At 49.7% G+C, this 26,033-nt stretch carries 16 protein-coding genes; 9 read left to right on the forward strand and 7 right to left on the reverse strand.

Annotation, left to right across the window (positions count from 1 at the left end):
* The first annotated feature begins 313 nt into the window (after nt 1–313).
* Nucleotides 314–1,117, forward strand: a complete 804-nt coding sequence (locus Mal48_RS10530; protein WP_145198730.1) for a class I SAM-dependent methyltransferase — start codon at nt 314–316, stop codon at nt 1,115–1,117.
* Nucleotides 1,118–1,367: 250 nt separating this feature from the next.
* Here the strand turns inward: Mal48_RS10530 and eno are convergent, their stop codons facing one another.
* Nucleotides 1,368–2,633 (reverse strand): phosphopyruvate hydratase, encoded by a 1,266-nt coding sequence (eno, locus tag Mal48_RS10535; RefSeq protein ID WP_197442239.1) that lies wholly within the window; start codon nt 2,631–2,633, stop codon nt 1,368–1,370.
* 372 nt (nt 2,634–3,005) lie between these two features.
* Here eno and Mal48_RS10540 point away from each other — a divergent pair, with 372 nt between their 5' ends.
* The gene (locus tag Mal48_RS10540; RefSeq protein ID WP_145198732.1) at nt 3,006–4,250 is read left to right on the forward strand and encodes a hypothetical protein; all 1,245 of its coding nucleotides are present in this window, start codon (nt 3,006–3,008) and stop codon (nt 4,248–4,250) included.
* 248 nt (nt 4,251–4,498) lie between these two features.
* On the opposite strand, the gene Mal48_RS10545 is transcribed toward Mal48_RS10540, so the two are convergent.
* Nucleotides 4,499–6,217, reverse strand: coding sequence for a serine/threonine protein kinase (locus Mal48_RS10545; RefSeq protein ID WP_145198734.1), 1,719 nt, complete (start codon nt 6,215–6,217; stop codon nt 4,499–4,501).
* 376 nt (nt 6,218–6,593) lie between these two features.
* Between Mal48_RS10545 and Mal48_RS10550 the strand changes: the two genes are divergently transcribed.
* From Mal48_RS10550 to Mal48_RS10575, 6 genes are all read left to right on the forward strand, one after another.
* A complete protein-coding gene (locus Mal48_RS10550) occupies nt 6,594–10,037 on the forward strand; it encodes a pyruvate carboxylase (RefSeq protein ID WP_145198736.1) in 3,444 nt (1,147 codons plus the stop codon).
* A 433-nt stretch (nt 10,038–10,470) separates the two neighbouring features.
* Entirely contained in the window at nt 10,471–13,674 is a 3,204-nt protein-coding gene (locus tag Mal48_RS10555; RefSeq protein WP_145198737.1) for a WD40 repeat domain-containing protein, read from the forward strand.
* A 116-nt stretch (nt 13,675–13,790) separates the two neighbouring features.
* Entirely contained in the window at nt 13,791–14,222 is a 432-nt protein-coding gene (locus Mal48_RS10560) for a VOC family protein (protein WP_145198739.1), read from the forward strand.
* Nucleotides 14,223–14,235: 13 nt separating this feature from the next.
* Nucleotides 14,236–14,979 (forward strand): YiiX/YebB-like N1pC/P60 family cysteine hydrolase, encoded by a 744-nt coding sequence (locus Mal48_RS10565; RefSeq protein WP_145198741.1) that lies wholly within the window; start codon nt 14,236–14,238, stop codon nt 14,977–14,979.
* Between the two features lie 120 nt (nt 14,980–15,099).
* Complete coding sequence (locus tag Mal48_RS10570) at nt 15,100–15,486, forward strand: BlaI/MecI/CopY family transcriptional regulator (protein WP_145198743.1); 387 nt, start codon at nt 15,100–15,102, stop codon at nt 15,484–15,486.
* A 41-nt stretch (nt 15,487–15,527) separates the two neighbouring features.
* Complete coding sequence (locus Mal48_RS10575) at nt 15,528–19,118, forward strand: M56 family metallopeptidase (protein ID WP_145198746.1); 3,591 nt, start codon at nt 15,528–15,530, stop codon at nt 19,116–19,118.
* Here Mal48_RS10575 and coaBC read toward each other — a convergent pair whose 3' ends face one another.
* From coaBC to Mal48_RS10600, 5 genes are all read right to left on the reverse strand, one after another.
* On the reverse strand, nt 19,119–19,667 hold the full coding sequence (gene coaBC / locus Mal48_RS10580; protein ID WP_231739983.1) for a bifunctional phosphopantothenoylcysteine decarboxylase/phosphopantothenate--cysteine ligase CoaBC: 549 nt from the start codon (nt 19,665–19,667) through the stop codon (nt 19,119–19,121).
* Nucleotides 19,668–19,939: 272 nt separating this feature from the next.
* Nucleotides 19,940–20,218 (reverse strand): hypothetical protein, encoded by a 279-nt coding sequence (locus Mal48_RS10585; protein WP_145198748.1) that lies wholly within the window; start codon nt 20,216–20,218, stop codon nt 19,940–19,942.
* A 60-nt stretch (nt 20,219–20,278) separates the two neighbouring features.
* Entirely contained in the window at nt 20,279–21,349 is a 1,071-nt protein-coding gene (locus Mal48_RS10590) for a Gfo/Idh/MocA family protein (protein ID WP_145198750.1), read from the reverse strand.
* Between the two features lie 457 nt (nt 21,350–21,806).
* A complete protein-coding gene (gene thiL, locus Mal48_RS10595; RefSeq protein WP_145198752.1) occupies nt 21,807–22,742 on the reverse strand; it encodes a thiamine-phosphate kinase in 936 nt (311 codons plus the stop codon).
* 70 nt (nt 22,743–22,812) lie between these two features.
* Nucleotides 22,813–23,922: a glucose 1-dehydrogenase gene (locus tag Mal48_RS10600; RefSeq protein ID WP_145198754.1), complete on the reverse strand. Its 1,110-nt coding sequence runs from the start codon at nt 23,920–23,922 to the stop codon at nt 22,813–22,815.
* Nucleotides 23,923–24,209: 287 nt separating this feature from the next.
* On the opposite strand from Mal48_RS10600, the gene lepA reads away from it, so the two are divergent.
* Nucleotides 24,210–26,012 carry a translation elongation factor 4 gene (gene lepA, locus Mal48_RS10605; RefSeq protein WP_145198756.1) on the forward strand — a complete coding sequence of 601 codons (1,803 nt, stop codon included), beginning with the start codon at nt 24,210–24,212 and terminating at the stop codon, nt 26,010–26,012.
* Nucleotides 26,013–26,033 lie beyond the last annotated feature (21 nt).

Here is a 26,033-nt window from a genome sequence, read left to right on the forward strand (position 1 = left end):
TACCAACAGTGCGAGGGGATAATAACACGCCCTCCCGGAACCTCAACGCCCGACAAGGTCCGAGATCTTGGATCGTGGGACATTCTCCGAAATCGTTGCAAAGTGGGGAATTTTGTGAACTCATCCAATCAACCCGTGAAGAAAATGGGAGGAGTGACAATCTCTTGAAAGCTCTGTATTGTCTGGGACTCATATGGTCACTCGCCAGTATTTTGAACAGATCCTGAAACCTGAATTTTCTCTCTCAAAGACTGCGGAAACTGACCATTCCACAAGTTTCCGGACTGGTTCTAACCAAGAAATTGACAAAAACATGTCTCACCTCAATGCGAATGAACGGACCTGGGATCGCCTTGCAAGAGAGAACAGCCAGTTCGCAAATGTTGCTTCCGATGAAGAATGTGCTCATCCGCTGCTGGCTCTGGATCGCCGGGGGTGGCTCCCAGGTTCAGTCAAAGGGATGGATGTCCTTTGCCTCGCTTCAGGCGGTGGTTGGCAGTCGATTCTGTATGCCGTTGCAGGTGCAAACGTGACTGTCGTTGATCTCTCACCGGAAATGCTCAAGCGTGATGTGCAGCAGGCAGAAATTCGGAATGTCTCCGTCAAAGCGGTACAGGCATCGATGGACGACCTCTCTGAATTTGGCGACTCCTGCTTTGATATTGTGCACCATCCGGTGAGCAGCTGTTACATCCCAAGACTGAAAACCGTCTACAAGGAAGTCGCTCGACTCCTTCGTCCGGGGGGCCTTTACATCAGCCAGCACAAACAGCCAACCAGTCTGCAAATTGTAGAACGTGATCAGCGTAACCGATATGTTCTCGGAGTCTCGTATTATCACAACGATCCACTTCCGGCAGTTCAAGATACCGCTTACCGGGAGGAAGGTGCTGTGGAGTACCTGCACCGTTGGGAAGAACTCGTTGGGGAACTCTGTCGGACAGGGTTTGTGATTGAAGATCTTAGCGAGCCGCGACGTGGAGATCCCAAAGCCAAGCCGGGAGACTTCAGGCATCGTGGAATGTTCACAGCTCCTTATGTCAGGATTAAAGCACGCAGGCGACAAGCGGAATCGAACATTGCCTCCCAACCAACCATCTGGACTCCAGAATCATAAACCCAGAATCATAAACCCAGAATCATAAACCCAGAATCGTGAACCCAGAATCGTGAACCCAGAATCGTGAACCCAGAATCGTGAACCCAGAATCGTGAACCCAGAATCGTGAACACTGCAGCCAGAGAAGTCGCCAAAGAAGTTGCCTGATGACTTCAGGTCGCGGGGGGCTCATCGACGAATAAAAAAGACCTCAGAGCCGAACTTGTCAGCCCTGAGGTCTTGAACGATTTCAGTAAGCGAAGAACGATTACGAAAGTGTTCCGCCAAAGATAGCGTTGGAGCCGAGCATCTCTTCGATGCGGAGCAACTGATTGTATTTGCAGATCCGGTCAGTTCGGCTCGCAGAACCAGTTTTGATTTGACCAGTTCCGAGTGCAACAGCCAAGTCGGCAATCGTGGTATCTTCGGTCTCTCCTGAGCGGTGACTCATCACAGCTGTGTAGCCGTTTTTGTAGGCGAGGTCGACAGCTTGCATCGTCTCTGTCAATGTGCCAATTTGGTTCACTTTGACAAGAATGCTGTTCGCGATTCCGTTATCGATTCCGCGTTTCAGGCGTTCACTGTTCGTTACGAACAGGTCATCACCGACAAGCTGGCACTTGCCGTTCAGTTTTTCAGTAAGAGCCTTCCAGCCATCCCAATCGTCTTCGAACAGGCCATCTTCAATTGAGCAGATGGGATATTTATCAACCCATTCCGACAGGAGGTCGACCATTCCAGCTGAATCGAGTTCGCGACCTTCGACGGTGTAAACTCCATCTTTGTGGAACTCTGAGGCTGCACAGTCGAGAGCGATTTTGACTTGATCTCCAGGTGTGTAACCAGCATTTTCAATCGCGGTCAAAATGACTTCGATAGCAGTTTCACTTTTCGGAAGATCGGGAGCAAAGCCCCCTTCGTCTCCGACAGCTGTGCTCATGCCTTTGTCCTGAAGGACATTTTTCAGGCTGTGGAAGATTTCGGTTCCACAACGGAGTGCGTCGCTGAAACGCTCGAATCCGAGTGGCATGACCATGAATTCCTGCAGGTCAATGCCGTTGTTGGCGTGTGCTCCCCCATTGATGATGTTCATCATCGGTGCTGGCAAACGAGAAGCCCCTGCTCCGCCGAGGTAACGGAAAAGTGGAACTCCACAAGAATTCGCAGCTGCGTGAGCAGCAGCCATGGAGCAGGCGAGAATCGCGTTAGCACCCAGGCGAGCTTTGTTAGGGGTTCCATCTGCTTTGATCATCAACTGGTCGAGAGCTGCCTGGTCGAAGGCATCTTGCCCGGAAAGCAGTTCATCCAACTCTCCGTTGATATTCTCAACAGCTTTCGTCACGCCCTTTCCGAGATAAACACTCTTGTCACCATCACGAAGCTCACAGGCTTCGTGGGCTCCGGTACTCGCTCCACTTGGGACAGCAGCACGACCAGCTGTTCCATCTTCAAGCAGCACGTCGACTTCAACAGTCGGGTTTCCACGGCTATCAAGAATCTGCCGTCCGTGGACTTCTAAGATTGCCATACTCATCTGAATCATCCTCTGTAAATCTTTTCTGATACGATACTTATAGAAATCCCCGCTGTACGCAGGAATTTGGAGACAGGAATCCTGTGTGCTCTCTGTGGGGGTTTTAGCAAACAGAGGCAGCAATCACCACAAACTGGGGAAATCTTCAAGATTTCCTCTCAATCGAGAGCTGACAAGCCGAAACGACACACCCTCCCATTTTGCCCATCTTCATTAACCAGAACATATCATAAATATCGTACGAACGGTTGATCGCTAGAGGCCAAACATTTGTTTTAACGCGATGTTCTGCCGATGAAAGAGGCGTGGGCCAGTCATTTCTAATAGGCATTCGCCATTTATGTGTCAACGGAGCAAGCAGGGGGATCTGCGATGTTAAAAAGAGTGTGTCTTGCGGGGATGGTGACTGTCACCATGCTCTCGCTTTGCCAAAGCGGTCAGGCTCAAGTGTTTTTCGAATCAGATTGGTTGTATTACGGACGAGATAGCGACTCTGGGCGTAATGTCATCAATGGTCCGGAATCAAAAAGCCTTTCCGAAGGCGATTTCGACTACACATCTGGATACCGGTTGACCTTAGGCGGTTCGCTGGGAGATTTCGATGTTGATGCGAGCTTTTCGCAGCTTGACGCTTGGGAATCAGGATCATCGGGGATCTTCAACAATTTCATCAGTATGGATGGAGTTGCAGTTCCTGGAGACCCCGGAGTGTTCAATTCATTCGCAGATTATACTGCATTGAATCAGGCTGCCTCCTACGGAAGTCCAATGATGGGCAACAATGAATTGACTGAAGGGGAACGCCTTCGTCCGTTCAACGACCCAATCTTTGGACAAGAGGATCTCGTCTATTCGACCATGAATCGCTCGAATTTTCGTGAGTTTGAAATCAACGTGGGATCGCGACGTAATGTCAACTGGTACCGATTCTCAGTTGGTTACCGACACATCCAACTGGACGAGCGAAGCGGCTTGACTGTTGGCGGTGTCTTCGATGCTCTGGACGTCGATGATGGAAACCCATACGACGGCACAATCAATGACGATCCAAACAACGGACTCAGCAATGCAGCTTTGATTAGCACTGGCATGGCACACATCGGTGGCTCCGCAGATGGATACGATGCGTTCTTCGTGACAGGCGATCCGATGATGGCAATTGCTCCTGACCTGGTTGCATACCAAATGCTTGGCAAAGCAAACAACCAGCTCAACGGTGCTCAGGCAACTGTTGCTCTCCGCATTATCAACGGCGAGTGGATCACAGTTGAGGGGATCGGCAAAGCCGGGATTTATCGAAACAGTCTCAGCGGTGTGATTCAGGAAACAGTCGTTGGTTCTGGAAATGACGACTCTGTCTATCGCCGCACTCTCTCAAGTTCCGATACCGGAGCAGCATTCGCAGGCAACCTCGGACTTCGAAGCACAGTCTCCCTGACTGATTACATCAATGTCATCATGGGATACGAAGTGCTCTTCCTGAGTGGAGTCGCCCTTGGAGCTGAACAGAACGACGGACTCAGCACTGACCTGCTGGGAGCGACCCGCTATCAGGTTCAGAACGATGGAACGATGATCGCCCACGGAAGTAATCTCGGACTCGAAATTCTTTGGTAAAACCCGCACTGACCTTCGCAAGAAGGTCAGAACCAAGAGTGATCGACCTGAAGAAAGTGCCCCGACTCAAATAAGTCGGGGCACTTTTTTTGTTCTGCCTGATTGAAAAGAACGAAACGGTTGCGATCCAGAAAAACGCTCGGCGCACAGCGTCTGATCAACCTCTACGCCGAAGGAACTCGAACGTCTTCTCTTCAGAGACTCTGCTCCGAGGTACTGTCCGGAGGCATTATCAAACACGAGGGTGCTTAAGCACCGATCATGACATTTGTCTTCTCAGAGAAGCCAGCTTCTGCGAAGTTAGATTCCGGCAGCTCTTTGCCATGCAAGATGCATTCTTCCAGGAATCGTCGCTTCGGACAGCCGTTCGATTGCCACCAGTCTGTCGCTTTTTGACGATTCCAAATCCCGTTATCTGCCGTCGCGACCAAAGCTTCACGAAGTTCGTCGACAGATTGATATCGATCCTTTGGGTCTTTACTTAAGCACTTCATGACAATCTCTTCCAGGTCTTCTGGAACATCCGCGCGGATTGTACTTGGCTTGGGTGGGATTGTCTGCACGTGAGCAAGAATCAGCTTGACGGGTTTCGTTTCCTGAAAAGGTGGTTCTCCCGTAAGAAGATAATAGGCCACACCTCCAAGTGAGTAGATGTCACTCCGAGCGTCAGAATCGTCGCCGGTAGCTTGCTCGGGCGACATATACAAAGGAGTACCTGTAATTCTTCCTTCTTGAGTTAGCTTCGCGTCGAATTCAATATCGTCGGAACGAACAAGCCCGAAGTCGAGCAACTTCCCGACATCATAAGTGCCGCCCCGCTTGGCTGCGAAGATGTTCGCAGGCTTAATGTCTCTGTGAACAAGCCCCTTCGCATGTGCTTCGCTCAGGGCGTCACAGGTCTGTTTCAAAAAATGAATGGCTCGGCTCGCTGGCATGGGGCCATGCTCAGCCACAATCTGATCGATGTTCAATCCGGGCAAGTATTCCATGACATAATAAAACGTCCCATCTTCAGCCATTCCGTAATCGTAAATCTCGATGGTATTCCAGTGTGTCAACTGAGCAGTCGCTTGAACTTCCCGCTCAAAACGTTTGAGTGTCTCAGCCTTTACGGCCATTTCTGGTCGAATGAGTTTGATCGCGCAGGGTCGCTTTAGAAGAGTGTGCTCAGCGAGATGCACTTCACCCATCCCCCCACGTCCGAGGAGTCTTTTGAGTCGGTACTGGCCGAGTTTCTTGGCTTCGAAAGCTGCTGCCCGTAGCGACCGAATTGTCCAGACTCCCCACGTCGCGACGACCACCGCCATCATCATTGCCATTGATGATTGCACTAAGATGCCGCGATTCTGTGACTGGTGAATGATCTCACGAAAGTCGGGGACCATGACGTAAGAAACTCCCATCACAGCGATTGGCGCCAACCCCATGGTGAGTGTCACCATGAAAGCACGTTGCCAGGAATTGGGAATAAACAAGGCATAAATGAAAATCAGAATCAGCCACGGTGTTTCTACCGGATACAAAAAACCTCGACTCGCAGAGAGCACCACAATCCCATAAGTCACAACGAGAAAGAAGATTGTGGAACAACCGAAAATCAGCACTTCGACGATACGCAGGTGCCGGTTCAGATGAGAACAGTTTGTGCACAAGCGAAGTGCGACAATACCGTTCACTGCCAACGCCAAAAAATGAAAAATTTGGACCGGCGTCTCCATCACACCGAATTTGGCGCCGCCAAAGAACAAATCCTTCACATATAACACGAAAAAAGAGACAAAGAGGATCAGAGAAGAAATTTTGAGACGCTGGCTTAAAACCGTATTGATCTCATTGGAGAAATCCAAGCCCGTCCCTTCCACAAAGTTGGCAGCCCATTTCCAAGCTGAGCGCGAAGAAATTCTGCTTTTTGCAGGCGTCGACTCTAAATTTGCAATGATGGTCTCTTGATTCTGGGCATCAACCATATGTCTTGCCGTATCCCTATGAACAGTCGTTCCATCCCATCATAGACGTGGAGCGGAAATTCGTCAGGCAGGAGTTTGAAATTTCAAGCCGAATTCATAATTTCCACGGGTGAAATGTGATATTGATCACACATCCTGCCAAGTTTTCTTAAATTGTAGAAGCCCTACGCATCAAACGCCTCCGTTCTGAACAAATTTACCGTTTAATCTTCAGGGTCTTTCCTGTTCCACTAGATTCTCTTTTGGAGTGTCTGGAAATATTGATGGGTTCCTCACTACTCTGTGCGTCTGTCAGTTAATGAACGAACTGGCGAAAACGGAAGCGATGGAGTGATCTTGATGCGATCATCCCCGAAATAGACAGGAAATGCTCGAAATGAGACCGATTCAGAAACTGCTTGTTGCAAACCGAAGCGAAATCGCGATTCGCGTATTCAGAACCGCAAATGAAATCGGAATTCGCACTGTTGCGATTTACACACATGAAGACCGATTCTCGCTTCACCGATTTAAAGCTGACGAAGCCTACAAAATCGGAGGTGAAGGTGAGCCGATCCGAGCCTATCTCGATATTCCATCGATCATCGCACTTGCGAAAGAACATGGAGTTGATGCGATCCATCCAGGCTATGGGTTCCTCTCTGAAAATGCCGAATTTGCACAAGCTTGCGAAGATGCCGGAATTACGTTCGTCGGCCCAACTGTCGATACGCTCAAAAAACTAGGCGACAAAGTCTCCGCCCGGTCCATTGCAAAACAGGCAGGAGTTCCCATTCTGCAAGGTACCGAAGACGCCATCGCAAAGGTCGAAGAAGGGGAAAAGCTTGCAGAAGAAATCGGATATCCGATTATCCTCAAGGCCTCCATGGGAGGTGGCGGACGCGGAATGCGAGTCGTTCGCGAAGCAAAAGACTTCCGGGACTCCTTCGAACAGGCTCAACGTGAAGCTGACACAGCCTTTGGTTGTGCAGACGTTTTCATCGAACGATTCGTCGCCAGAGCCAGCCACATCGAAGTTCAACTTCTGGGGGACACTCACGGAAACCTCGTCCATCTGTATGAACGAGATTGCTCCGTTCAGAGACGACATCAAAAAGTGTGCGAAATCGCCCCCGCTCCAAATCTTGATCCCGTTGTTCGTGATGCCATTTGCGACGCAGCGATTAAAATTGGAGAACAAGTCAATTACGCCAACGCGGGAACAGTCGAGTTTCTGCTCGATCGAGAAACAAACGACTTCTTCTTCATCGAAGTGAATCCACGGATTCAGGTGGAACATACTGTCACTGAAGAAGTGACAGGAACCGATATCGTCAAGTCTCAGTTACTTGTCGCAGCCGGTGTCAAGCTGTCCGATCCAGAGATCGGACTAGAATCGCAGGCTGAAATCCGCACCAGCGGTTTCGCCGTTCAATGTCGAATTACGACTGAAAACCCAGCGAACAATTTTCTTCCCGATTACGGACACGTGACCCACTACCGATCTGGAGCGGGTATGGGAATTCGTCTGGATGCCGGAAGTGCGTTCTCAGGTGCTGTCGTCAATCCCTTCTACGATTCGATGCTTGTCAAAGTGACCGCACGCGGTAAGCGTTTCGTGGATGCAGCTGCCAGAATGCAACGCTGCCTGAAAGAGTTTCGCGTTCGTGGTGTGACAACAAACATTCCGTTTTTGATTCAACTGATTAAACATCCAGTCTTCCTGGATGGAACTTGCACGACTCGTTTCATTGATGAGACTCCTGATCTCTTCAAAATGCCGAAACGAAGAGACCGGGCGACGAAACTTCTGTCATACATGGCGGATGTTATTGTTAATGGAAACCCCATGGTGACCGGTCGACCCGTTGCAACTCGGCGGACCCCTGCACCACTTCCGGAGCTCCCCATCGGGAAACCGATTCCAGATGGAATGCGTCAAAAGCTCCAGCAAATGGGAGCTCGCGACTTCTGCAAATGGATCGGTGAACAGAAACCACTGTTGCTCACCGATACAACTTTCCGCGATGCTCATCAATCGCTGTTTGCAACCCGATTTCGAACTTACGATTTGTTGCAAATTGCAGACGCCTATGCACATCTCTGCCCGAACCTTTTCTCACTCGAAATGTGGGGCGGAGCAACCTTCGATGTCGCGATGCGGTTCCTTCATGAATCGCCGTGGCGTCGACTCGAGCAAATGCGCGAGCGTATCCCGAACATCCTCTTCCAAATGCTACTGCGTGCGTCCAACGCGGTCGGCTACACGAATTACCCGGACAATGTTGTTCAAGGGTTTGTGAAAGAGGCCGCCTCGGCAGGGATTGATGTTTTCCGAGTCTTTGACGCGCTCAACTCGCTCGAAAACATGAAGGTCGCCATGGACGCAGTTCTGGAAACCGACGTCCTCTGCGAAGCTAGTATTTGTTATTCGGGTGATATCATGAACCCGAAACTGACGAAATACGACATGAAGTATTACGTCAACATGGCCAAAGAACTCGAGCGGATGGGCGCCCACATCATCGCCATCAAAGATATGGCTGGATTGTGCAAACCGTACGCAGCGTCCAAACTCGTGAAGACTCTCAAGCAGGAAATTGGAATCCCGATCCACTTCCACACGCATGATACTGGCGGAACTCAGGCGGCATCGATTCTGGAAGGAGCCCGAGAAGGTCTCGATATTGCTGACGTCGCAATGGCCCCAATGTCTGGAGGAACGGCTCAGCCGAACCTGAACACGCTCGTCGAATCACTCCGTTTCAATGATCGCGATACAAACCTGGACTCCGGTCCCCTCGATCAAATCGCGGAATACTGGCGTGTCGCCAGACAGTTCTACACTCCGTTTGAAGCGAGTGTTCTGCCTGCGACCGCAGATCTGTATGATCACCAGATGCCCGGCGGACAGTATACGAACCTGTTTGAACAGGCACGTGCTTTGGGCTTGGCGGATCGCTGGCGTGAAGTCTGTTCGGTCTACGCTGAAGTCAACCGCATGTTTGGAGACATCGTCAAAGTGACGCCAACTTCGAAAGCAGTCGGAGACATGGCGTTATACATGGTCGCCAATGACCTGAGTCCATCTGATGTTCTTGAAGGGGATCGTGATCTCGCTTTCCCAGCTTCTGTTCTCGATTTGATTGGTGGTCGCATGGGACAACCAATGGGTGGCTTCCCGGAAATCGTCGAGAAAAGAATTCTTCGTGGCGAAGAACCACTACGAGAGCGTCCCGGTGCAACAATGGCTCCGGCAGATTTCGAGGGAGAAGCAGAGAATCTCAAGAAGACACTTGGACGACAACCAACGAGTCAGGAAACCGTCAGCTCGCTGTTGTACCCAGAAGTTTTCCAGCAGTTCAGCAGTCATGTCAAGGAATATGACGACACCAGTTGTCTGCCGACTTCTGTCTTCTTCTACGGCCTCGAACTCGCCGAAGAAGTCGCCGTCGAAATCGAGCAAGGAAAAACGCTCATCATTAAGTACCTCGGGGTTGCAGACGCACATCCCGATGGAACACGACATGTCTTCTTTGAACTCAACGGGATTCCACGTTCGGTCGCCGTCGCTGATCGATCATTAGAGGGTGATATCGTCAAAGCTGTCAAAGCTGATCCCTCAAACTCCGGGCACCTCGGAGCTGCCATGCCGGGAATGGTTGTCAGCTTGGCTGTTCAAGAAGACGATCCCGTCCTCGAAGGTCAAAAACTTCTCGTCATCGAAGCGATGAAAATGCAAACGACACTCGTTGCCGAGAAAAAAGGAAAGATCAAACGCATTCTCGTCAAAGCAGGTAGCCAAATCGAAACTGGTGATCTCTTACTCGAAATCGAATAACGATTACGAGATCGACAAAATCTCTGTAGATCAATCCCGTTCGTGGTTTCAAAATTTCCTTTCCGCAATCAATGCGGTTGAATGTGGGTAGCGATTAAATGTAGTGGATAGAAGAACCGAGTAGGCTTCTGCTCTTTTCCTATCCACTCTTTGCTGCCCACCTCGATCGCATGTTCGATTCGGCCTACACGTTCTGTCTCCTGCTGAACCACAAACTTACTGGTGAAACGGGCCTACCACCGGCACGCTACCGACTTACCACCGACTTACCACCGACAGGAAGTAGGAGAAGCTGCGCTAAACATCACCGAACTCCGATGCCGGACTTGCATCAAGTCCGCAGACTCGCCATGATTCAAGGTCGATAGTTCACTGACATTCGTCAGTGAGATAGCGCCCACGAAATACGACTTCTTGCCCCTCGGAGTTGACGATGCCGATAACTGTTGAATGTTCGGAATGCGGAGCCAGAAATCGATACCCTGACCATATGGCGGGAAAAACGGGTCGCTGCAAAACGTGCCGTGAACGAATTCAAATTCGTCGCAGGAAAGGCTCTGGAAAACGAAAAAAGAAGAAATCATCTTCTAACGGACTGCTCATCGGCATCTTTGCAGCCCTGTTCGTTCTCATCCTCGGCGGCGGTGCAATCTTTTTCCTCGGTTCTGGCGAAGGGGAAATTGATCCGAACATTGCAACTGACGAGAACCGACCTCTCGATGACAATGCTCCAAATTCTCTCGAAGAACCGACTGGTAATGCGAACGTTGGAGAGAACAAACAGCCAGATTCTCAAACGGTTTCAAACGTAACTCAACCTGCGAAAGAGTCTTCTTCACCTTCAAAGAGCCCGTCAGGATTTACACCACCATCGGCAACAGAGACGGCTCAGGCCGAAGCAGAAGGCCTTACGCTCAACCGGTCTGCGAACTGGTCTGTCACACCAGACCCCGGAGAAAATACTGTCGAATACGAGCAGGGAAAGCCACTCAGGATCAAGCTGGAAAAGAACGGACTTCGGGGAAGCGCGTTTCTTGTTCCTGTTGCGCCGAGCCCGTACGTGGCAGTTCACTCGGGGACGTATGGAAAGTATCACTACTCAGTTTACGATGTAACAACGGGCAAAGAGTTAGCTGAAATCCCGACCAAAGGAGCTCCTCCTGTTGCAGCACTTTCTGATGATGGTTCGTACCTGGCGATGGCAACGTCCGGTTCCAAGACGATAGAAGTGATGGATCTGAAAGCGAAGAAATCTCTCGGTTCACTCACTGTCGCGGAGGCCAACAAGTTCAACATTTTGTCACTTGCGATCTGGAAACACCGACTTGTGGCAATTTCAAATGTCCACAAAGGAATCAAGGTTTGGGATCTTCCCTCCGGAAAACTTGTCCACGAAATCAGTGGTGGGAAGAACTTTAATCCAAGCTATGGACATGCTTTCAGTCCGGGGGGAAAGTATGTCGCGATTGATGGTGACTTCCTGAAGAAGCGGATCGATATCTACGACCTGGATAATGGGGCAGTCGTTGGATCAATCGAGCCACAAGGCAAGACGAAAGTTCACGAGCTCGAGGCTCTTGGCTTCTCCAGCGATGGGACTCAGTTTTCCGCAATTTACGGTGTTCACATCTATTCAGGTGGAACACAGAAGTATTCGAGAATGCTAGTCTGGGATCTGCCTACAGGAAAAGTTTCTGCCGATTTCGAAATCTCTCCGATCCTGAAAGACCAACTCAACCCGGTTTATCAGTCTCGAACCTTGGAGTCCTTTCAAGATGGCCGTCGCTGGTTGGTGCACTCGCTGGGAATTGTTGACACCGAAGCAAAGCAACTCGTCTACAGTTTTCCCAAGCAAGCCGGAGTTGATTTCGTTCCCTCCCGCAAGATTATGGGGCCAACCTGGATTCTCAGTGTGCTGACAGACAAAGGCGATCCGCAACTCGACGCAACCACGTTCACAGAAGAAGTCTTGCTCGCTGGGGCCGCCTCCGCTGCAGCAGGAGGCTTTACCAGTGATGCTGAACTCCCACCCTTAACAGCCGTTGACCTCACCAAAGCTCAAGAAGGAATCGCCGTCGAACAGTGGTCTGCAGTACCTGATCCACTCCAGTCAGCAGCGATTCCAGCCTCAATCAAAATCACAACTTCTGGAACAGTCCGTGATATTGCACTCGCGCGGGGAGCTAACGCTGTTGTCGCTGTTCGAGCAGGAATCAAGGAGGATCTCGATGACCCTCTGATTACAAGTTACGAAAGTACACGATCTATTTACGAAAGCCGCGGGCTCACGTACGAAAAGCCACAGCCTCTAGCAGAATCATCAGAGCTGATCGCGTTCGATGCTTCAGGAGATGAAGCTGCCAAGCTGAATATTCCTTTCTCAGCCAAGCTTCGCTGCATCTCTCCTGATGGGAAATTCGCGATTGTCGAGCAGCATCGCACAAACGGTCGTCTCGACCTTTACGAGCTTCAAAACGATGGCAGCCACATCGTTGGTTGGAGACCATTCCGGGACGCAACCGACAAAGGTCATCGTGAAATAAAACGTGTTGAGTTCATCGATTCCGATCACGTTGCGACTCTCAGTAAGAACTACCAGTTTGTCGTCTGGAGCCTGCCGGACCTGCAACCAGTCTGGAGCCTCAAAGAAGCCAGCGACTTCGCGATCAGCCCTGGTGGAAAGCAGCTGGCAATCGTTCGTGGAAGCATTTTAGGAGCCAGCGATCTGGCAATGTTTGAGAGCCGAACAGGTCAAGGATTAGGGATATCGCCCCTCGAAGGCGCGCTGGCATCGATTGCGTATCACCCCAATGGTGAGTCTCTCGCTATCGGGCTTGACACCAAAGCGAATAAAACCGTACGAATTTACAACACAGCAACAGGAGAGGCCGAAGAAATCCCGATTCCAGATCGTCCACACAGCCTTGCCTGGACCGGAAAAGACTACCTGTTGGTCAATAGTTCTCAGCTGTTGAGCCGTCCCCTGCAAGCAGTTGTCTGGAGCTACGATACGAAAAACATCATCTTGCCCGGTTTCCAAACCACAGAACAACTTTGCTTTGCTCAAGTTCCCAATACCCGTGCTCTCGTGCGGACCGTTGAAGTTCCGAATTCTGGGATCGAATCTAAACTCGATAGCGACCGATTAAACGAAAAGGCGATTTTGAAACCGGGTGATTCAGTCAGTCTTGATGTCCAGATTGGGAATGACGCACTGCTGGCACCACTCAAGTCGACCGCCAAGGATCTGGTTGCAAAGCAATTAGAGGCGGCAGAATCAAAGGTTGCCGAGAATGCGAACATTTCCTTGACCGCAGAACTCTCTCTAAAGTCAGAAGGAACGGCAAATCTTTCAAAAATTGGTGACCGGACGGTTTCAGAAACGGTCACTCGCAAATCAGTCTCAATCGTATTTTCGTATCGATCTGGAGGAACGACAGTATGGAGCACAATCAGCCGTGTCGGGAATCTGGACCAGTACTTAGTTCGACTCAAACCGGGTCAGTCTGCACAGACTGCGATTGATGAACTAATGCTCGAGGGGGTAAACAGAAGGCTGGCGAACACAAAACTACCTCGATACATTTTTGGTGCCGACGCTGGCAAGGGCCTGGGAACATCGACGTTCTTTGAATAGAATCAGCCCAATAATCTCTGAAGGAGTAACTTCTCTCGATATTTGAGAGAGCAACTTCAGGTGTCAGGCTCAGTTCTAATTTGCTTGTGACTTCACCTCTGCGAGAACCGAAAACAATGTCCGACCTGACTCCATTCCACCTGGCTTTTCCCGTTCGTGATATTGCAGAAGCACGGAAATTCTACGGAGAAACTCTCGGACTCCCTGAAGGTCGCAGCGACGAGACCTGGATCGATTTCAATCTGTTCGGCCATCAAATCGTGACACACGAACGCCCCAACATGGCTGCTGCAGAAGAGCGGAATCACCTGAATCCAGTCGATGGTCACGACGTCCCGGTTCCTCACTTTGGCGTCGTGCTGAACATGGATGACTGGAAAGCTCTGGCAGAGAGATTGCGAAACTTAGGAATCAAATTCGTAATCGAGCCATACATTCGGTTCGAAGGCCAAGTAGGCGAACAGGCAACAATGTTCTTCCTTGATCCATCTGGAAACGCCCTCGAATTCAAGGCATTCCAAGACCACTCACAGCTTTTTGCGAAGTAGAGAAGTGCATGTCATGGAAGGAAAATTGATCCCCTCAACGAGTCTGACAGCACAACAGAAACGAAAGCAGAAAGATCGACAAATCTTCGCCGGCACTCTTCTCGTGTGCGGTTTGGTCGCTTTGATTGTTTATGGCTGGGCCTTCGGACCAGCTTACCGGGCCTACTGGATTTACAAACCACAAGAAGGAGACATCATCTTTCAGTCCCTTCCGCGTACTCGTTTGGTCAACGCCATCGAAGGGGTTTCCGATTCTCCCTATTCGCACTGTGGAATCATTTCGAAACAGAACGGAAAATGGGTTGTCTATGAAGCGTTTCGAGATGTGGAAATGTCACCACTCAGAGAATTCATTTTTCGTGGACGAAATCAGGGGTTCGCTGTTTATCGTTTCAGAACAGAATTCCAGAAGGATGTTCCAGCGACCATCAAGAATGTCAAAACATTTCTTGGGCGACCTTACGACGCGAGGTACAGGATGGATGATGAGGCAATCTACTGTTCCGAGCTAATCTACAAGGCTTACGAGAATGCTTCCGGTCAGCAACTCGGCCCACTCGTCAAATTGGGCGATCTAAACTGGTCACCATACCAAGAGACAATCAAGTACTACGAAGCCGGCCCCGTCCCTCTCAATCGAGAGATGATTACTCCCAAAGAAATGGCTCAGGCCAGTCAGCTTGAACTTGTTTTTGCACATGCAATGAAGACGTATCAATCGACGCACTCACCAATGTCACCTTTGGTCCCACAATAACATTTCTTACGGGCACTCTCGCGGTCGTCCAAAGTCCCTCTTGACATCTACGGCTTAACCAGTAGCACTAGCCTACGGTTTAAGCCGTAGATACAGAATGAATCGCCAAAGGGAGTCGACATGTCCAGACCGAGTTCGGTAAATCCTACTCCGGGGGAATTGGAAGTCTTGAAAATTCTCTGGAGCTGTGGAGAGTGCTCAAGCCGTGATGTTCAAGAAAGTTTGAACGAAGATGGCAAAGAGCGTGCTTACACATCCGTCGCCAGTTTAATGAACGTGATGGTCGACAAGGGACTGCTGAAACGGAAACAGCAGGGACGCGCATTTTTGTATTCGGCAAAAGCTGCAAAACGTAGAACGCTTTCGGAATTGCTCAGCGATCTCGTGGGCCGCGCCTTCGAAGGCTCTGCAAGCCAGTTAGTGGCTCATCTTGTGGAGAGCGGAAAACTCACTCAAGAAGAACTGGATCAAATCCGCCAAGCGATTGATGAACATCAGGAAAATTAACTTCAATTTCTTTTGATTCCATCTGCAAGGAATACCAACTGATGTTCTTTCTTTCCCAACTTGATCAGAATCTGTTGCAAAATCTGTGGTTAATCTTATTCCACGCAGTGTGGCAAGGCGCCCTTGTCGGCTTCGTACTTTGGAACCTCCAAAAAATACTTCGGACGAAATCCCTTGCTCTTCGTTATGGGATTTTTGTGACTGGGTTATGGGTAGTTCTCTTGCTGCCAGTCTTCACATGGTTCGTCACTTCAGGCCAACACCCCCAACGTAGCCCAGAGACCACTTCAGCCTCGATTTCGAAAGCTGAAAAAAATTCAGCATCGCAAATTTCAATCAATATTTTAGACCTGCCGTACGTTATTTCAAACTGGAACAGCGTCGAGCCTGCTGACCCGTTCGACCAGCGTCTTCAAGCACATTCAAGAGATCAAATTTCGCCATTGCTCTCGCAACCGACGAGCGACCCAATAGACGCAGAACTCGCTCCACTTACGAATTTTCGAATCTACACAAAAATAATTGTCTTAACCTGGGGATTGGGAGTCTTACTGTTTTCGTGCCGTTTATTCATTGGATTTCTTTGGATTGTCAGCATCTCAGCTTCGCGATCGACACTCGATGTGGGAATTTCTTCACGTATCGAGTCGCTGACATTAAGTCAGAAATGGATCGTGACTCCGCGTCTCTTTCTCTCTCCGAAAGTCAGCGAAGCGATCGTCGTTGGATACCTGCGTCCGATGGTACTGATCCCGCTGAGTTGGACAACTCAGCTCACTCCGGAGGCGTTAGAAGCGGTCATTGTCCATGAACTGATGCACATTCGGCGTTTCGATTTGTGGGTCATCCTTGTTCAGCGAATCGCCGAGACACTGCTCTTCTTTCACCCGATAGTGTGGTGGATTTCAAAACGCATCAGCATTGAACGCGAACATTGTTGCGATGCAGAATCTGTTCTCTTCCTTGATTCAAATCTTTCGTACGCCAAAGCCCTTGAGCAGGTTGCTCTACGATTGCTTGAGCAATCGCAAACGAAAACACTTTCCCCCAGATTGTTCAACAGTCTACTTTCCCTTAACTTTGGAGGCCAGAAGATGGAACTTCTCGCACGAATCGAACACGTCCTGCAACTCAGTTCGCAAAAACGCACGACAATTTCGCGAAGACCTCGCCATGCAGCCGTCATGCTCATCATCCCGTTGATGGTGATCGGTATCGGCTTTTCACTGGTTCAAGTTTTTGCAGCCGAGCCTCCATTGAAAAATCTATCAGTCGAAGCCAGTTTACAATCACCACAAGAGACTCAAGCTGAAGAACCAGTCAAGCAGAACGTAGAAGTGACAGTTGAGGAGATTAAGGAGAAAAGTTCTACCAAGAGCGTCATCTTAGGTGTGGGAGTGGAGAGTGATGCCGAAGTGGCTGGAGAACTGACTCTGGATGAATCGAATTTCAAGAAGTCTTTCACAACTCCTCTCGATAGAAAGAAATATCAAATACACATCAAACAGGAAAACTTCGCCGTCATCGCAAAGAGTATGCAGATTGATTCAACGTCAAAATCGATCAGATTAAAACAGGGCAAACTTCAAATTCGCAGCGGAGAGTCCACAGCAAATCTTCTGGCAGACCAGATTGAGCTTCGATTCGATGTACTGGCTGACGCACTCTCAAAAACACCAAACTTCATCAAGGCAACAGGCCATGTCAAATTTAGCGACGGTAACGGGCCGAACGATGCGCAAACATTCATGACATGCGATGAGTTTGCATGGGATCTCGATAAAAACTCTATTCAGATGCGGGGGAAAAGCACGACGCAGGATTCTCTGAATACGATTCCCGCCCCCAAGGAATCTGAAAACAAAAAAGACGTGACTCGAAATCCAGATGAGTTGAACAAGCTTCTCGAAGATTGTTTGAAGCAACCGATTGATTTCACTTACATCGGTGTCAGTCTTGATCAAGCACTTGTTGAGATCGGGAAGAATCAGCTTAAGAACTGCCTGGTCATGGACGAGATCTCGCTCCGAAAAGCGGGAATTTCTTTACAGCAGGAACTGAGCCTTCAAGTTGAGGGAATCAGCCTGGGATCCTGCCTGCAGCTCATATTGGAACCGTACGGAGCTTCGTTTTACATTGACAATGGAAACTTCGTTGTCACTTCGAAGTTGAAAGCGACTCATCATCGCGTAACGCGAGTCCATAACCTTTCACGATTCCTCAATCATGATGGATTTTACCAAGCTCCTCGCCCATTCGATGATCCCAAGGAACGTCTTAAGCCCCTAATTGAGTTTCTAAGAGGAGAATCAACTCCCTGGGAGTTGGGAAAATCGACGGCTCAATTCAAGCCGAAGAGTCAACAGCTTGAAATCATCGCTCCGCAAGCCCAACAGGACCAGACAAACCAACGGCTTGAACTACTGCGAAAAGTCTTAGAAGGCAACCCAGATACAAACTTTGACCACCTTGTTCAGAAAGCCTCTTCCACTTTTCATAACAAGAATAACGTTATTGAACAGTCGCTGCTTCAACTTGCGAAACAGCAACAGATTTTAACGCATCAGGAGAAAATTGGCCAAAATCTACAGCAGTTGATCTCGTTGGATTTTGAAGACCGACCATTTTCAGAGTTGCTACAACATATTGCGAATCATGCAGGTATCAACATTGTGATCGACGACGCTGCCTTAGCGGAGGTTGGGATCTCCTCAAACGAGCCTATCACAGTGCATCTGGATCAAGTCTCGGTCTCAACCGGCTTGAACGTCGTTCTTCGGAGCCTTGATTTGAGCTCAATGATTGAAGATGAAGTCCTGAAAATTATATCTTCGGAACAAGCCGAAGGTGAGCACCTTGTCGTCGTTTACCAGGTTGAAGATTTGACCGGTGACGCAATCGAGACAAACCTGGAAATAGTCAGCTTAATTGAGTTGCTACAGTCGGTCGTCGCCCCTCACAGCTGGGCGATATCCGGTGGTCCCGGCGCCATCACCTCTCACTCTGCCACCAACTGTCTGGTCGTCCGCCAAGTTCGAGCAGTTCATGACGAAATAGAATGGCTGCTTCAGGAACTCCGGGATGCCCGCCTCGGAAAGAAACCTGAAAGCCTCACTGCGAAAACTCCTCAAAGAACTGCGGGAGTCAAAAATCTGAACAGCTCGGTCCAGTTTGAACTCAATAATGTCACACTCCTCGATGCACTGACTCAGATACGACAGCAAACCGGAATTCAGTTTTACGTTGACCAGCAAGGACTGGATGAAGCAGGCGTCTCCGGTCAGACAATAGTGACGCTCAAAACATCAGAGGCAATCATGATAAAATCTGGTCTGTCATTGCTTCTTACTCCGCTGGGGCTGGGGTATTCTGAGGACGACGGCTTGATTGTCATCTCGTCGAAACAACGATGTGCAGAGCCTCATCAAGTTCGGCTGTACTCGACTGAAGGAAAATCATTCGAGCGAAGCGGTCTTGAGGAAATCTGTAACGAACTGAAGTCGAAAATTGCCCCGGAGAGCTGGGATAGTCACGGAGGCGCAGGAGTCGCAACTTTTGACCCCGAGAGCAAAACGTTGATCATTCGCCAGTCAGATGACGTGCACAAACAGATCGCAGAATACCTGAAGTGATCAATCAAGCAGATTGATAAGAGTTTTCAAAATCGCATCCGGTGAAGACATTCTTCCTGGGCCGATCGATTGGCAACTGAGCCAGCCTTCGTCGGGACCGACCATGTGAATACCGTCTTCTTTAAGCTGGGTGAGGTTTCTCTGCACGGATGGTTTGGACCACATCTCATTGTTCATCGCTGGAGCAATAACGACCGGACATGTGACGGCAAGAGCAAGCGTGGTGAGTAAGTCGTCAGCGAGTCCATGAGCCATTCGCCCGATGACATTCGCTGTTGCCGGAGCGATCAGCAAGAGATCCGCTCGGCGAGCTAGCCCGATGTGCTCACCAATAAAATGTTCCTGCGGCTCGAACAGTTCTGTATAGACCGGACGTCCAGTGAGAGCCTGAAATGTCGTCTTCCCAATAAATTTTTGTGCAGAGTCCGTCATCGCAACGGTCACTCCGGCTCCTTGCTGCACCAGTTGACTGGTCAATTCCGCAACCTTGTAAGCTGCAATCCCCCCGGTGATGCCGATCAGTATTTCTTTATTGGTCAGGTCTACCATTCGAAAGTCTGTCTGGAAATCGAGCTGAGAGCATCTTCAATGTTTGTCGTGCCCGTGAAGGTCACTTGTTTAATTTCATCGACTGCCCGCCCATAAGGGAGAACAGAAAAGACAACATTGGATTTGCTCTGGGAATGAGTGAGTGTTTGCGAATTGTACACATCAAGAGACGGAAGATCAGCGTCTTCGAACGTGAATCTTCTCGACGCATTGGGATTCAAGCCGTCCAGAGAGATTCCACGCAGATCTCAAGTAGTACCCGCGAGACCAGTTTAATTCTGGGGACTCTCGTCTTCAAACCGTTGAATAGAAACACTAGGCGGATGTTCCAACCCTAGTTTTGCAGACTGCCCCTCAACGGAGATGAGCTGCAGCTTAACGTTGTAACAGACGTCAACAATCTGATGTCGTTGGATGCGAACTTTTGTCTCTCGTCCTCCGCTCAGTTTTTCCAGCGAGAAGATAATGGAGCGATCGTCAGCGTACTCCAGTCTCAGATGCACATCTTCGATGAGCATTGATTGTCCAACAACTCGCGTCAGAATTAACATACTGAACACAAAGGGAGGCTCACTGATGTGAGCCTCCTCCATACTGGAATGCTGCAATCCTTACTCAGGTCTTACCGGGTCGCTAGTGAGGGGAAGATCAATGCGTTTGCCTTCCCATGAGGATTGATAAATTGCGAGAATCACTTCGACGCTCTTGCGGCCTTCGTATCCATCGATCATCGGTTCTCGATTTTCGTTGATGGCTGCAACGAAATCTTCAAACTGTCTTTGATGACCAACAAAGGAAATCGCTTTCGGATCGGAAGCTCCGCCCGTCGATTCGCTCCCTGCTCCGCATTCTGCCAGAAGCTTTTCATCCTCAGGCCGTTTTTCCTCGAACTCCCAAAGCAGGATGGAATCCTGTTCGATGATGACCGACCCGGTCGTTCCATGAATTTCAGTTTTCTTCAGCAGTCCTGGGAATGCACACGTTGTTGCTTCCAAGTTACCGATGGCGCCGGACTTGAATTTGACAGTCGCTGCTCCAACGTCTTCGACTTCGATGCGTTCGTGAGCAATTGTCGATGTCATCCCGGTGACTTGCGACACGTCGCCCATGAACCAATGGAGTAAGTCGACATTATGAATCGCCTGATTCATAAACGCTCCGCCGCCGTCGAGCGCCCAGGTTCCGCGCCATCCGCCGCTGTCGTAATACTCTTGTGATCGCCACCACTTCACGAAGGTGTCGCCCAGAGTCAGTTTTCCGAAGCGACCTTGCTCGATGGCTTCTTTCAAAGCCATGTTTGCCTGACTAAAACGAGACGGCAGAATCGCCCCCAGCTTTACCCCAGACGCTTTGCAGGCGTTGATGATTTGATCACATCGGTCCAATGTGATTTCCAAAGGCTTCTCGACAAGAAGATGCTTCCCTGCTTTTGCTGCAGCGACTGCCGGGTCAAGGTGAGCACCACTTGGAGTACAAATTGTGACTACGTGCACATCTTCGTTTGCCAACATTTCATCAAGATTGGAATACGCCTTGCATCCGTTTTCTTTTCCGAATGCATCCGCCCGTTCTCCAACCATATCGAAGCAGGCAACTAACGATGCACCTGTAATCGCCTCGATGGCTTTTGCGTGAAACTGGGCAATCATCCCAGTTCCGACAATACCAAATCCTACAGACATTTTGTTCTCCGGTTCAATAACTCTTCACAACTTCGACTCGTTGAATCCGCTCATACACGCGAGCATTTTCCGATGCAATGTGCGGATTCTTCACATGCACAAAGAGCATCGAAAATTCTAAATACCAGCTCGCCGCATAATACTTCCGCTTGCAGTATGCAATCACAGCAAGTCTCAGCGAGTGCGTCAACGGACACGGATTGACAATTCATGAAAACCGAAACTCTCAACCTTTCGACTCTCATTCAGCCCCATAACCTACTGGACACATTCACAAAAGGTGATACGTTCGTTTAACAAGGCTATCGTTAAAACAATACGGAACGGAATGGGCAAAGATTGCCTCAAGTTGCCTGTTGAGGCCATGGTGATCCAGGCAATTCCCCCCTTATTTTTTGCGGACCTGTACGACACATGATCTGTACGACTCATAAAAATTCAATGAATTGCTGTCCTTTTAGACTTCGTGCTCCCAACCACCTCGGGGCCAATCGATGAGTGCGTCTCCGCTTTGCAGCTTCATACCGACTTCCTCCGTACACTCTCCGATCTTGGTGACGGCGACTCCCAGTTGAATCCCCTCGCTAAGGAGTCGCTCGCCCTCTTCAGGAGAAACGGTCAACAACAACTCAAAGTCTTCACCATCAGACATCGCGTGTTGGACTCGTTCGGCTTCAGGTAAGTCGGGGTTCACATCTGTATGGATCGGAAGACTCTGGGTATCGACGATCATTCCGACTCCGCTTTGCGATGCGATGTGCCGCGCATCACTCGCGAGCCCATCACTCAGATCGAGCATCGACGTAATGTGAAAATGCTGAGCGAGAATTTTTGCTTCCTTGAGCTTCGGCTCGAATGTGAGATGCCGTCCCGATGCCAATGATCCACCGAGAGGACCGGTCACGAAGATCCAGTCACCGGCGTTCGCTCCAGATCGCAGGATCGCTTTTCCCTGCTCGACAGTTCCCATCACAGTGACATTCAAAACCAGTGGTCCCGACCAGCTGTTAGTGTCTCCGCCAGCTATCGACAATTCATACTCGTTGGCCATCTCAAAGATGCCGGCGTACAGCTGTTCTGCATAGGCTCGCCCACACGATTTCGGAAGAACAATCCCAAGAAAAACAGCGACCGGGTCGGCAGCCATCGCTGCGATGTCACTCAGATTGATTGCCAAGGCCTTGCGACCGATCAATTCAGGAGGCGTCTCCGACGTAAAATGAACACCTTCGGTGATCACATCAATCGCTGTGACCCATTCCCGGTTCGGTTGATGCGAAAGGATCGCGGCGTCATCACCGATTCCCAGCTTCACTTCTGGTCGGAGCGTGACCTGCTTCTTGATCCAGTCAATAAAGTCGAATTCTGGACGTGATTCAGAATAAGCATTCATTTCGAATTACTTTTGACTGGCTTCTTCAATTCGACTCAGTTCTCGATGGCAACGCTCTTTGAACGAACCGTCAAGAAGCTTCAGCGATATTCACATAGACTTTGAGCGCGGACTTATCGTTGGTGAGTTTATCGATGATCTCCGCAGGGTTATCAAAACCATCGATGGGAGTCGTCAGGATTTTCTGTGTCACCCCCGGGAACATGACTTCAGCCATCGCCAGATCAGCGATTCCCTTTTTGAAGTGGTCGCGATTTCCATTCACGCTGCCGACAAGCAACTTGTTCCCAAGGACCCACTCAAGGTTCACCTGATCGGAAGGAAAGTCTGTAATCGTATTCTTTCCGCCGGTCACGCTCGTCCAGACAAGAGCCCCGTTTCTATTGAGGTATTGCATGGAATTGAACGCGACATAGCTGCTGCCAGTCGCTTCAATAATGAGATCCGGATTGCCGACTCGCTTCACCAGATCAGCCGGTTCTTCTTCTTGAGTGCTGATGTAATGGGCCCCATAGCCTTCGCAGATCTCCTCTTTCAGTCCCGGGTTTGGCGTGCGGGCAAGTACGTAAACTTCAAGACCTCGCAATCGCAACATCATCGCGGTCAATAATCCAATTTGCCCCGCCCCCGTAACGAAGGCGAGTTGTGGATTCCAAACTTGCAGTCGAGTTTGAGCAAGATACGCCTGTTCAATTGCTTTAGCACACACGCTGACAGGTTCGGAGAGAACACCAAGATGCTTCAGTCCAACCGGGACCTTGACGACAAATTCGGCGTCATCGACAAACTTTTCCGTCATAAACCCGTGTCGGAGGTTGATGCCCCGCTCGTAGTATTCATCATGACTGGTGATGTCGTTGCGGCCAATGGTGTCATACATTGTCGGCCCCGGACGACGGACAGTGCAGGTACAATAGTCCCCCGGTTTCAAATGCTTGACCGCTGGACCGACTTCTTCGACGATTCCGAAAACTTCATGTCCTAAAACAAGAAACGAATCGCCTTCGGGAGCCTGCCCATATAAGCCCTCGTTGATCTCAGCGTCGGTTGCATCGACTCCAACTTGCAGAGTTTTTACTAGAACTCCTCTCCCATTCGGGACGAAGTCAAGGCTGGGGGCGTCAATTTCAACAACGTGAGCGCTATTCTCCTGCTTCGGATTGACAGCTAAAGCTTTCATAAGTTATTTATCCGCAATACTTTGTGACATTCACTGTCAGCGAGTGATTTTCCTGAAGCAACAGCATCGCAATGCAGGCTACCGAATGTCAATCGCTTCCACAAATAGAGCATGAAAATCCAGAACAGAGAATGTCGATGAGTCACATTGCTCCATTTATGTCTGGACAGATATAATGTAGGATTCGGCCCCTTTCGCCAACGTGTCTTGAATCTTCGGAAGTCAGGTCAGCCGACGCACTGATCATCACCCGCTTTCCCGAAGAAATTGCTGACCAACTGAACACCATGAAACCTGAATTTATTCGCAACTTTTCAATTATCGCTCACATCGATCATGGCAAAAGTACGCTATCCGATCAATTGCTGTTGAAAAGCGGAGCGATCACAGAACGAGATTTCCACGAACAGGTTTTGGATGACTTGGACGTCGAGAAAGACCGTGGGATCACCGTCAAGGCGCGGGCCGTCGCAATCGATTATGAATACGAAGGGAACATCTATCAGCTGAATTTCATTGATACTCCCGGTCATGTCGACTTTCACTATGAAGTCTCACGAAGTTTGGCTGCCTGTGAAGGTGCTTTGCTCGTTGTAGACGCATTCCAAGGCGTACAGGCTCAAACTGTCGCCAATGCGTACGCAGCCATTGAAGCTGACTTGGAAATCATTCCGGTTGTCAACAAAATCGACCTGCCTGTCACACGTATTGAGGAAGTCCTTGAAGAAGTTGAGAACATCATCGGCTTGGATTCATCCGATGCGATCCGAGTGAGCGCCAAGCAGGGAATTGGGATCGAAGACTGTATTGAAGCCATTATCAAACGCATCCCTGCTCCGAAAGGAGATCCAGAAGCTCCCTTAAAAGCGCTTGTTTTCGATAGTAAATACGATCACTACCGTGGAGTGGTCACCTATGTTCGTATTGTCGAGGGAACCCTCCGGTCGAAAGACCGAATCCGTTTCATGCGTGGAGAAACAGTTCATGACGTGATCGAAATTGGACAGTTTCGACCGAGCATGGAAGCCTGCCAGTCACTTGGTCCAGGCCAGGCAGGATATATCATTGCCGGTGAGAAAGAGCTTGGAAATATTCACGTTGGGGATACGGTCACTCTCCAAGGAAGACAGGCAGAGGAAGCGCTCCCGGGTTATAAACAACCTAAGCAAATGGTTTTTTGCGGGATGTATCCGATCGATGCAACCGACTTCGAAAAACTCCGCTACGAACTGGACCGCATGGCACTGAATGATGCCAGCTTTTCGTTCATTCCAGAAACAAGTGACGCACTCGGGTTCGGATTTCGCTGTGGGTTCCTCGGAATGCTCCACATGGAGATCATTCAACAGCGACTCGAACAGGAAGCTGATGTCGGTCTGATTCAAACAGCCCCGAACGTCACCTATGAACTCAAATTAAATTCCGGGGAAGTCATCAAGCTGGACAACCCTGCTGATGTTCCCGAGTCTGGAAACATCGACGAATTTCGTGAACCAATCGCAAAAGTGACCTTTATCCTCCCGGCAGACAAAATCGGCGCGGTCATGCAACTCTGTGCTGACCGTCGAGGAATTTACTTTAATACTGAATTCCTCGGTACCGATCGCGCTCAGCTTGTTTATGAACTGCCCCTTGCGGAAATCATCTACGACATGCACGACAAGTTGAAGTCGATCACGCGTGGATACGGCACAATGGATTACGAAGTGATCGGTTTCCGTCCCGCAGACTTAGTCAAGCTCGACATCCTTGTGAAGGGAACCCTCGTTGAAGCACTCGCGACCATTGTCCACCGCGACAGTTCCGAACGCCGTGGCCGTGCATTGGTCAAAAAACTTAAAGAAGAAATTCACAAACACCAGTTCGAGGTCGCCCTTCAGGCAGCTATTGGTTCTCGCGTGATCGCCCGCGAAACGATCTCAGCCCTCCGCAAAAACGTGACCGCCAAATGTTACGGCGGTGATATCTCCCGAAAGCGAAAACTGCTTGAGAAGCAGAAAAAGGGGAAGAAGCGGATGAAACAATTCGGGGAAGTCGAGATCCCACAAAAAGCATTTCTCTCGATCCTTGAAGCTGGCAAGGACGGTTAATCCCTACTGCAACGTCGATTA

The organism is Thalassoglobus polymorphus (assembly GCF_007744255.1).
GTDB classification, from domain to species: Bacteria; Planctomycetota; Planctomycetia; order Planctomycetales; family Planctomycetaceae; genus Thalassoglobus; species Thalassoglobus polymorphus.

Coding starts and splice junctions, on each gene's coding strand:
- Mal48_RS10530 (WP_145198730.1), top strand. CDS start 314: ATGTCTCACCTCAATGCGAATGAACGGACCTGGGATCGCCTTGCAAGA.
- eno (WP_197442239.1), bottom strand. CDS start 2,633: ATGAGTATGGCAATCTTAGAAGTCCACGGACGGCAGATTCTTGATAGC.
- Mal48_RS10540 (WP_145198732.1), top strand. CDS start 3,006: ATGTTAAAAAGAGTGTGTCTTGCGGGGATGGTGACTGTCACCATGCTC.
- Mal48_RS10545 (WP_145198734.1), bottom strand. CDS start 6,217: ATGGTTGATGCCCAGAATCAAGAGACCATCATTGCAAATTTAGAGTCG.
- Mal48_RS10550 (WP_145198736.1), top strand. CDS start 6,594: ATGAGACCGATTCAGAAACTGCTTGTTGCAAACCGAAGCGAAATCGCG.
- Mal48_RS10555 (WP_145198737.1), top strand. CDS start 10,471: ATGCCGATAACTGTTGAATGTTCGGAATGCGGAGCCAGAAATCGATAC.
- Mal48_RS10560 (WP_145198739.1), top strand. CDS start 13,791: ATGTCCGACCTGACTCCATTCCACCTGGCTTTTCCCGTTCGTGATATT.
- Mal48_RS10565 (WP_145198741.1), top strand. CDS start 14,236: ATGGAAGGAAAATTGATCCCCTCAACGAGTCTGACAGCACAACAGAAA.
- Mal48_RS10570 (WP_145198743.1), top strand. CDS start 15,100: ATGTCCAGACCGAGTTCGGTAAATCCTACTCCGGGGGAATTGGAAGTC.
- Mal48_RS10575 (WP_145198746.1), top strand. CDS start 15,528: ATGTTCTTTCTTTCCCAACTTGATCAGAATCTGTTGCAAAATCTGTGG.
- coaBC (WP_231739983.1), bottom strand. CDS start 19,667: ATGGTAGACCTGACCAATAAAGAAATACTGATCGGCATCACCGGGGGG.
- Mal48_RS10585 (WP_145198748.1), bottom strand. CDS start 20,218: ATGTTAATTCTGACGCGAGTTGTTGGACAATCAATGCTCATCGAAGAT.
- Mal48_RS10590 (WP_145198750.1), bottom strand. CDS start 21,349: ATGTCTGTAGGATTTGGTATTGTCGGAACTGGGATGATTGCCCAGTTT.
- thiL (WP_145198752.1), bottom strand. CDS start 22,742: ATGAATGCTTATTCTGAATCACGTCCAGAATTCGACTTTATTGACTGG.
- Mal48_RS10600 (WP_145198754.1), bottom strand. CDS start 23,922: ATGAAAGCTTTAGCTGTCAATCCGAAGCAGGAGAATAGCGCTCACGTT.
- lepA (WP_145198756.1), top strand. CDS start 24,210: ATGAAACCTGAATTTATTCGCAACTTTTCAATTATCGCTCACATCGAT.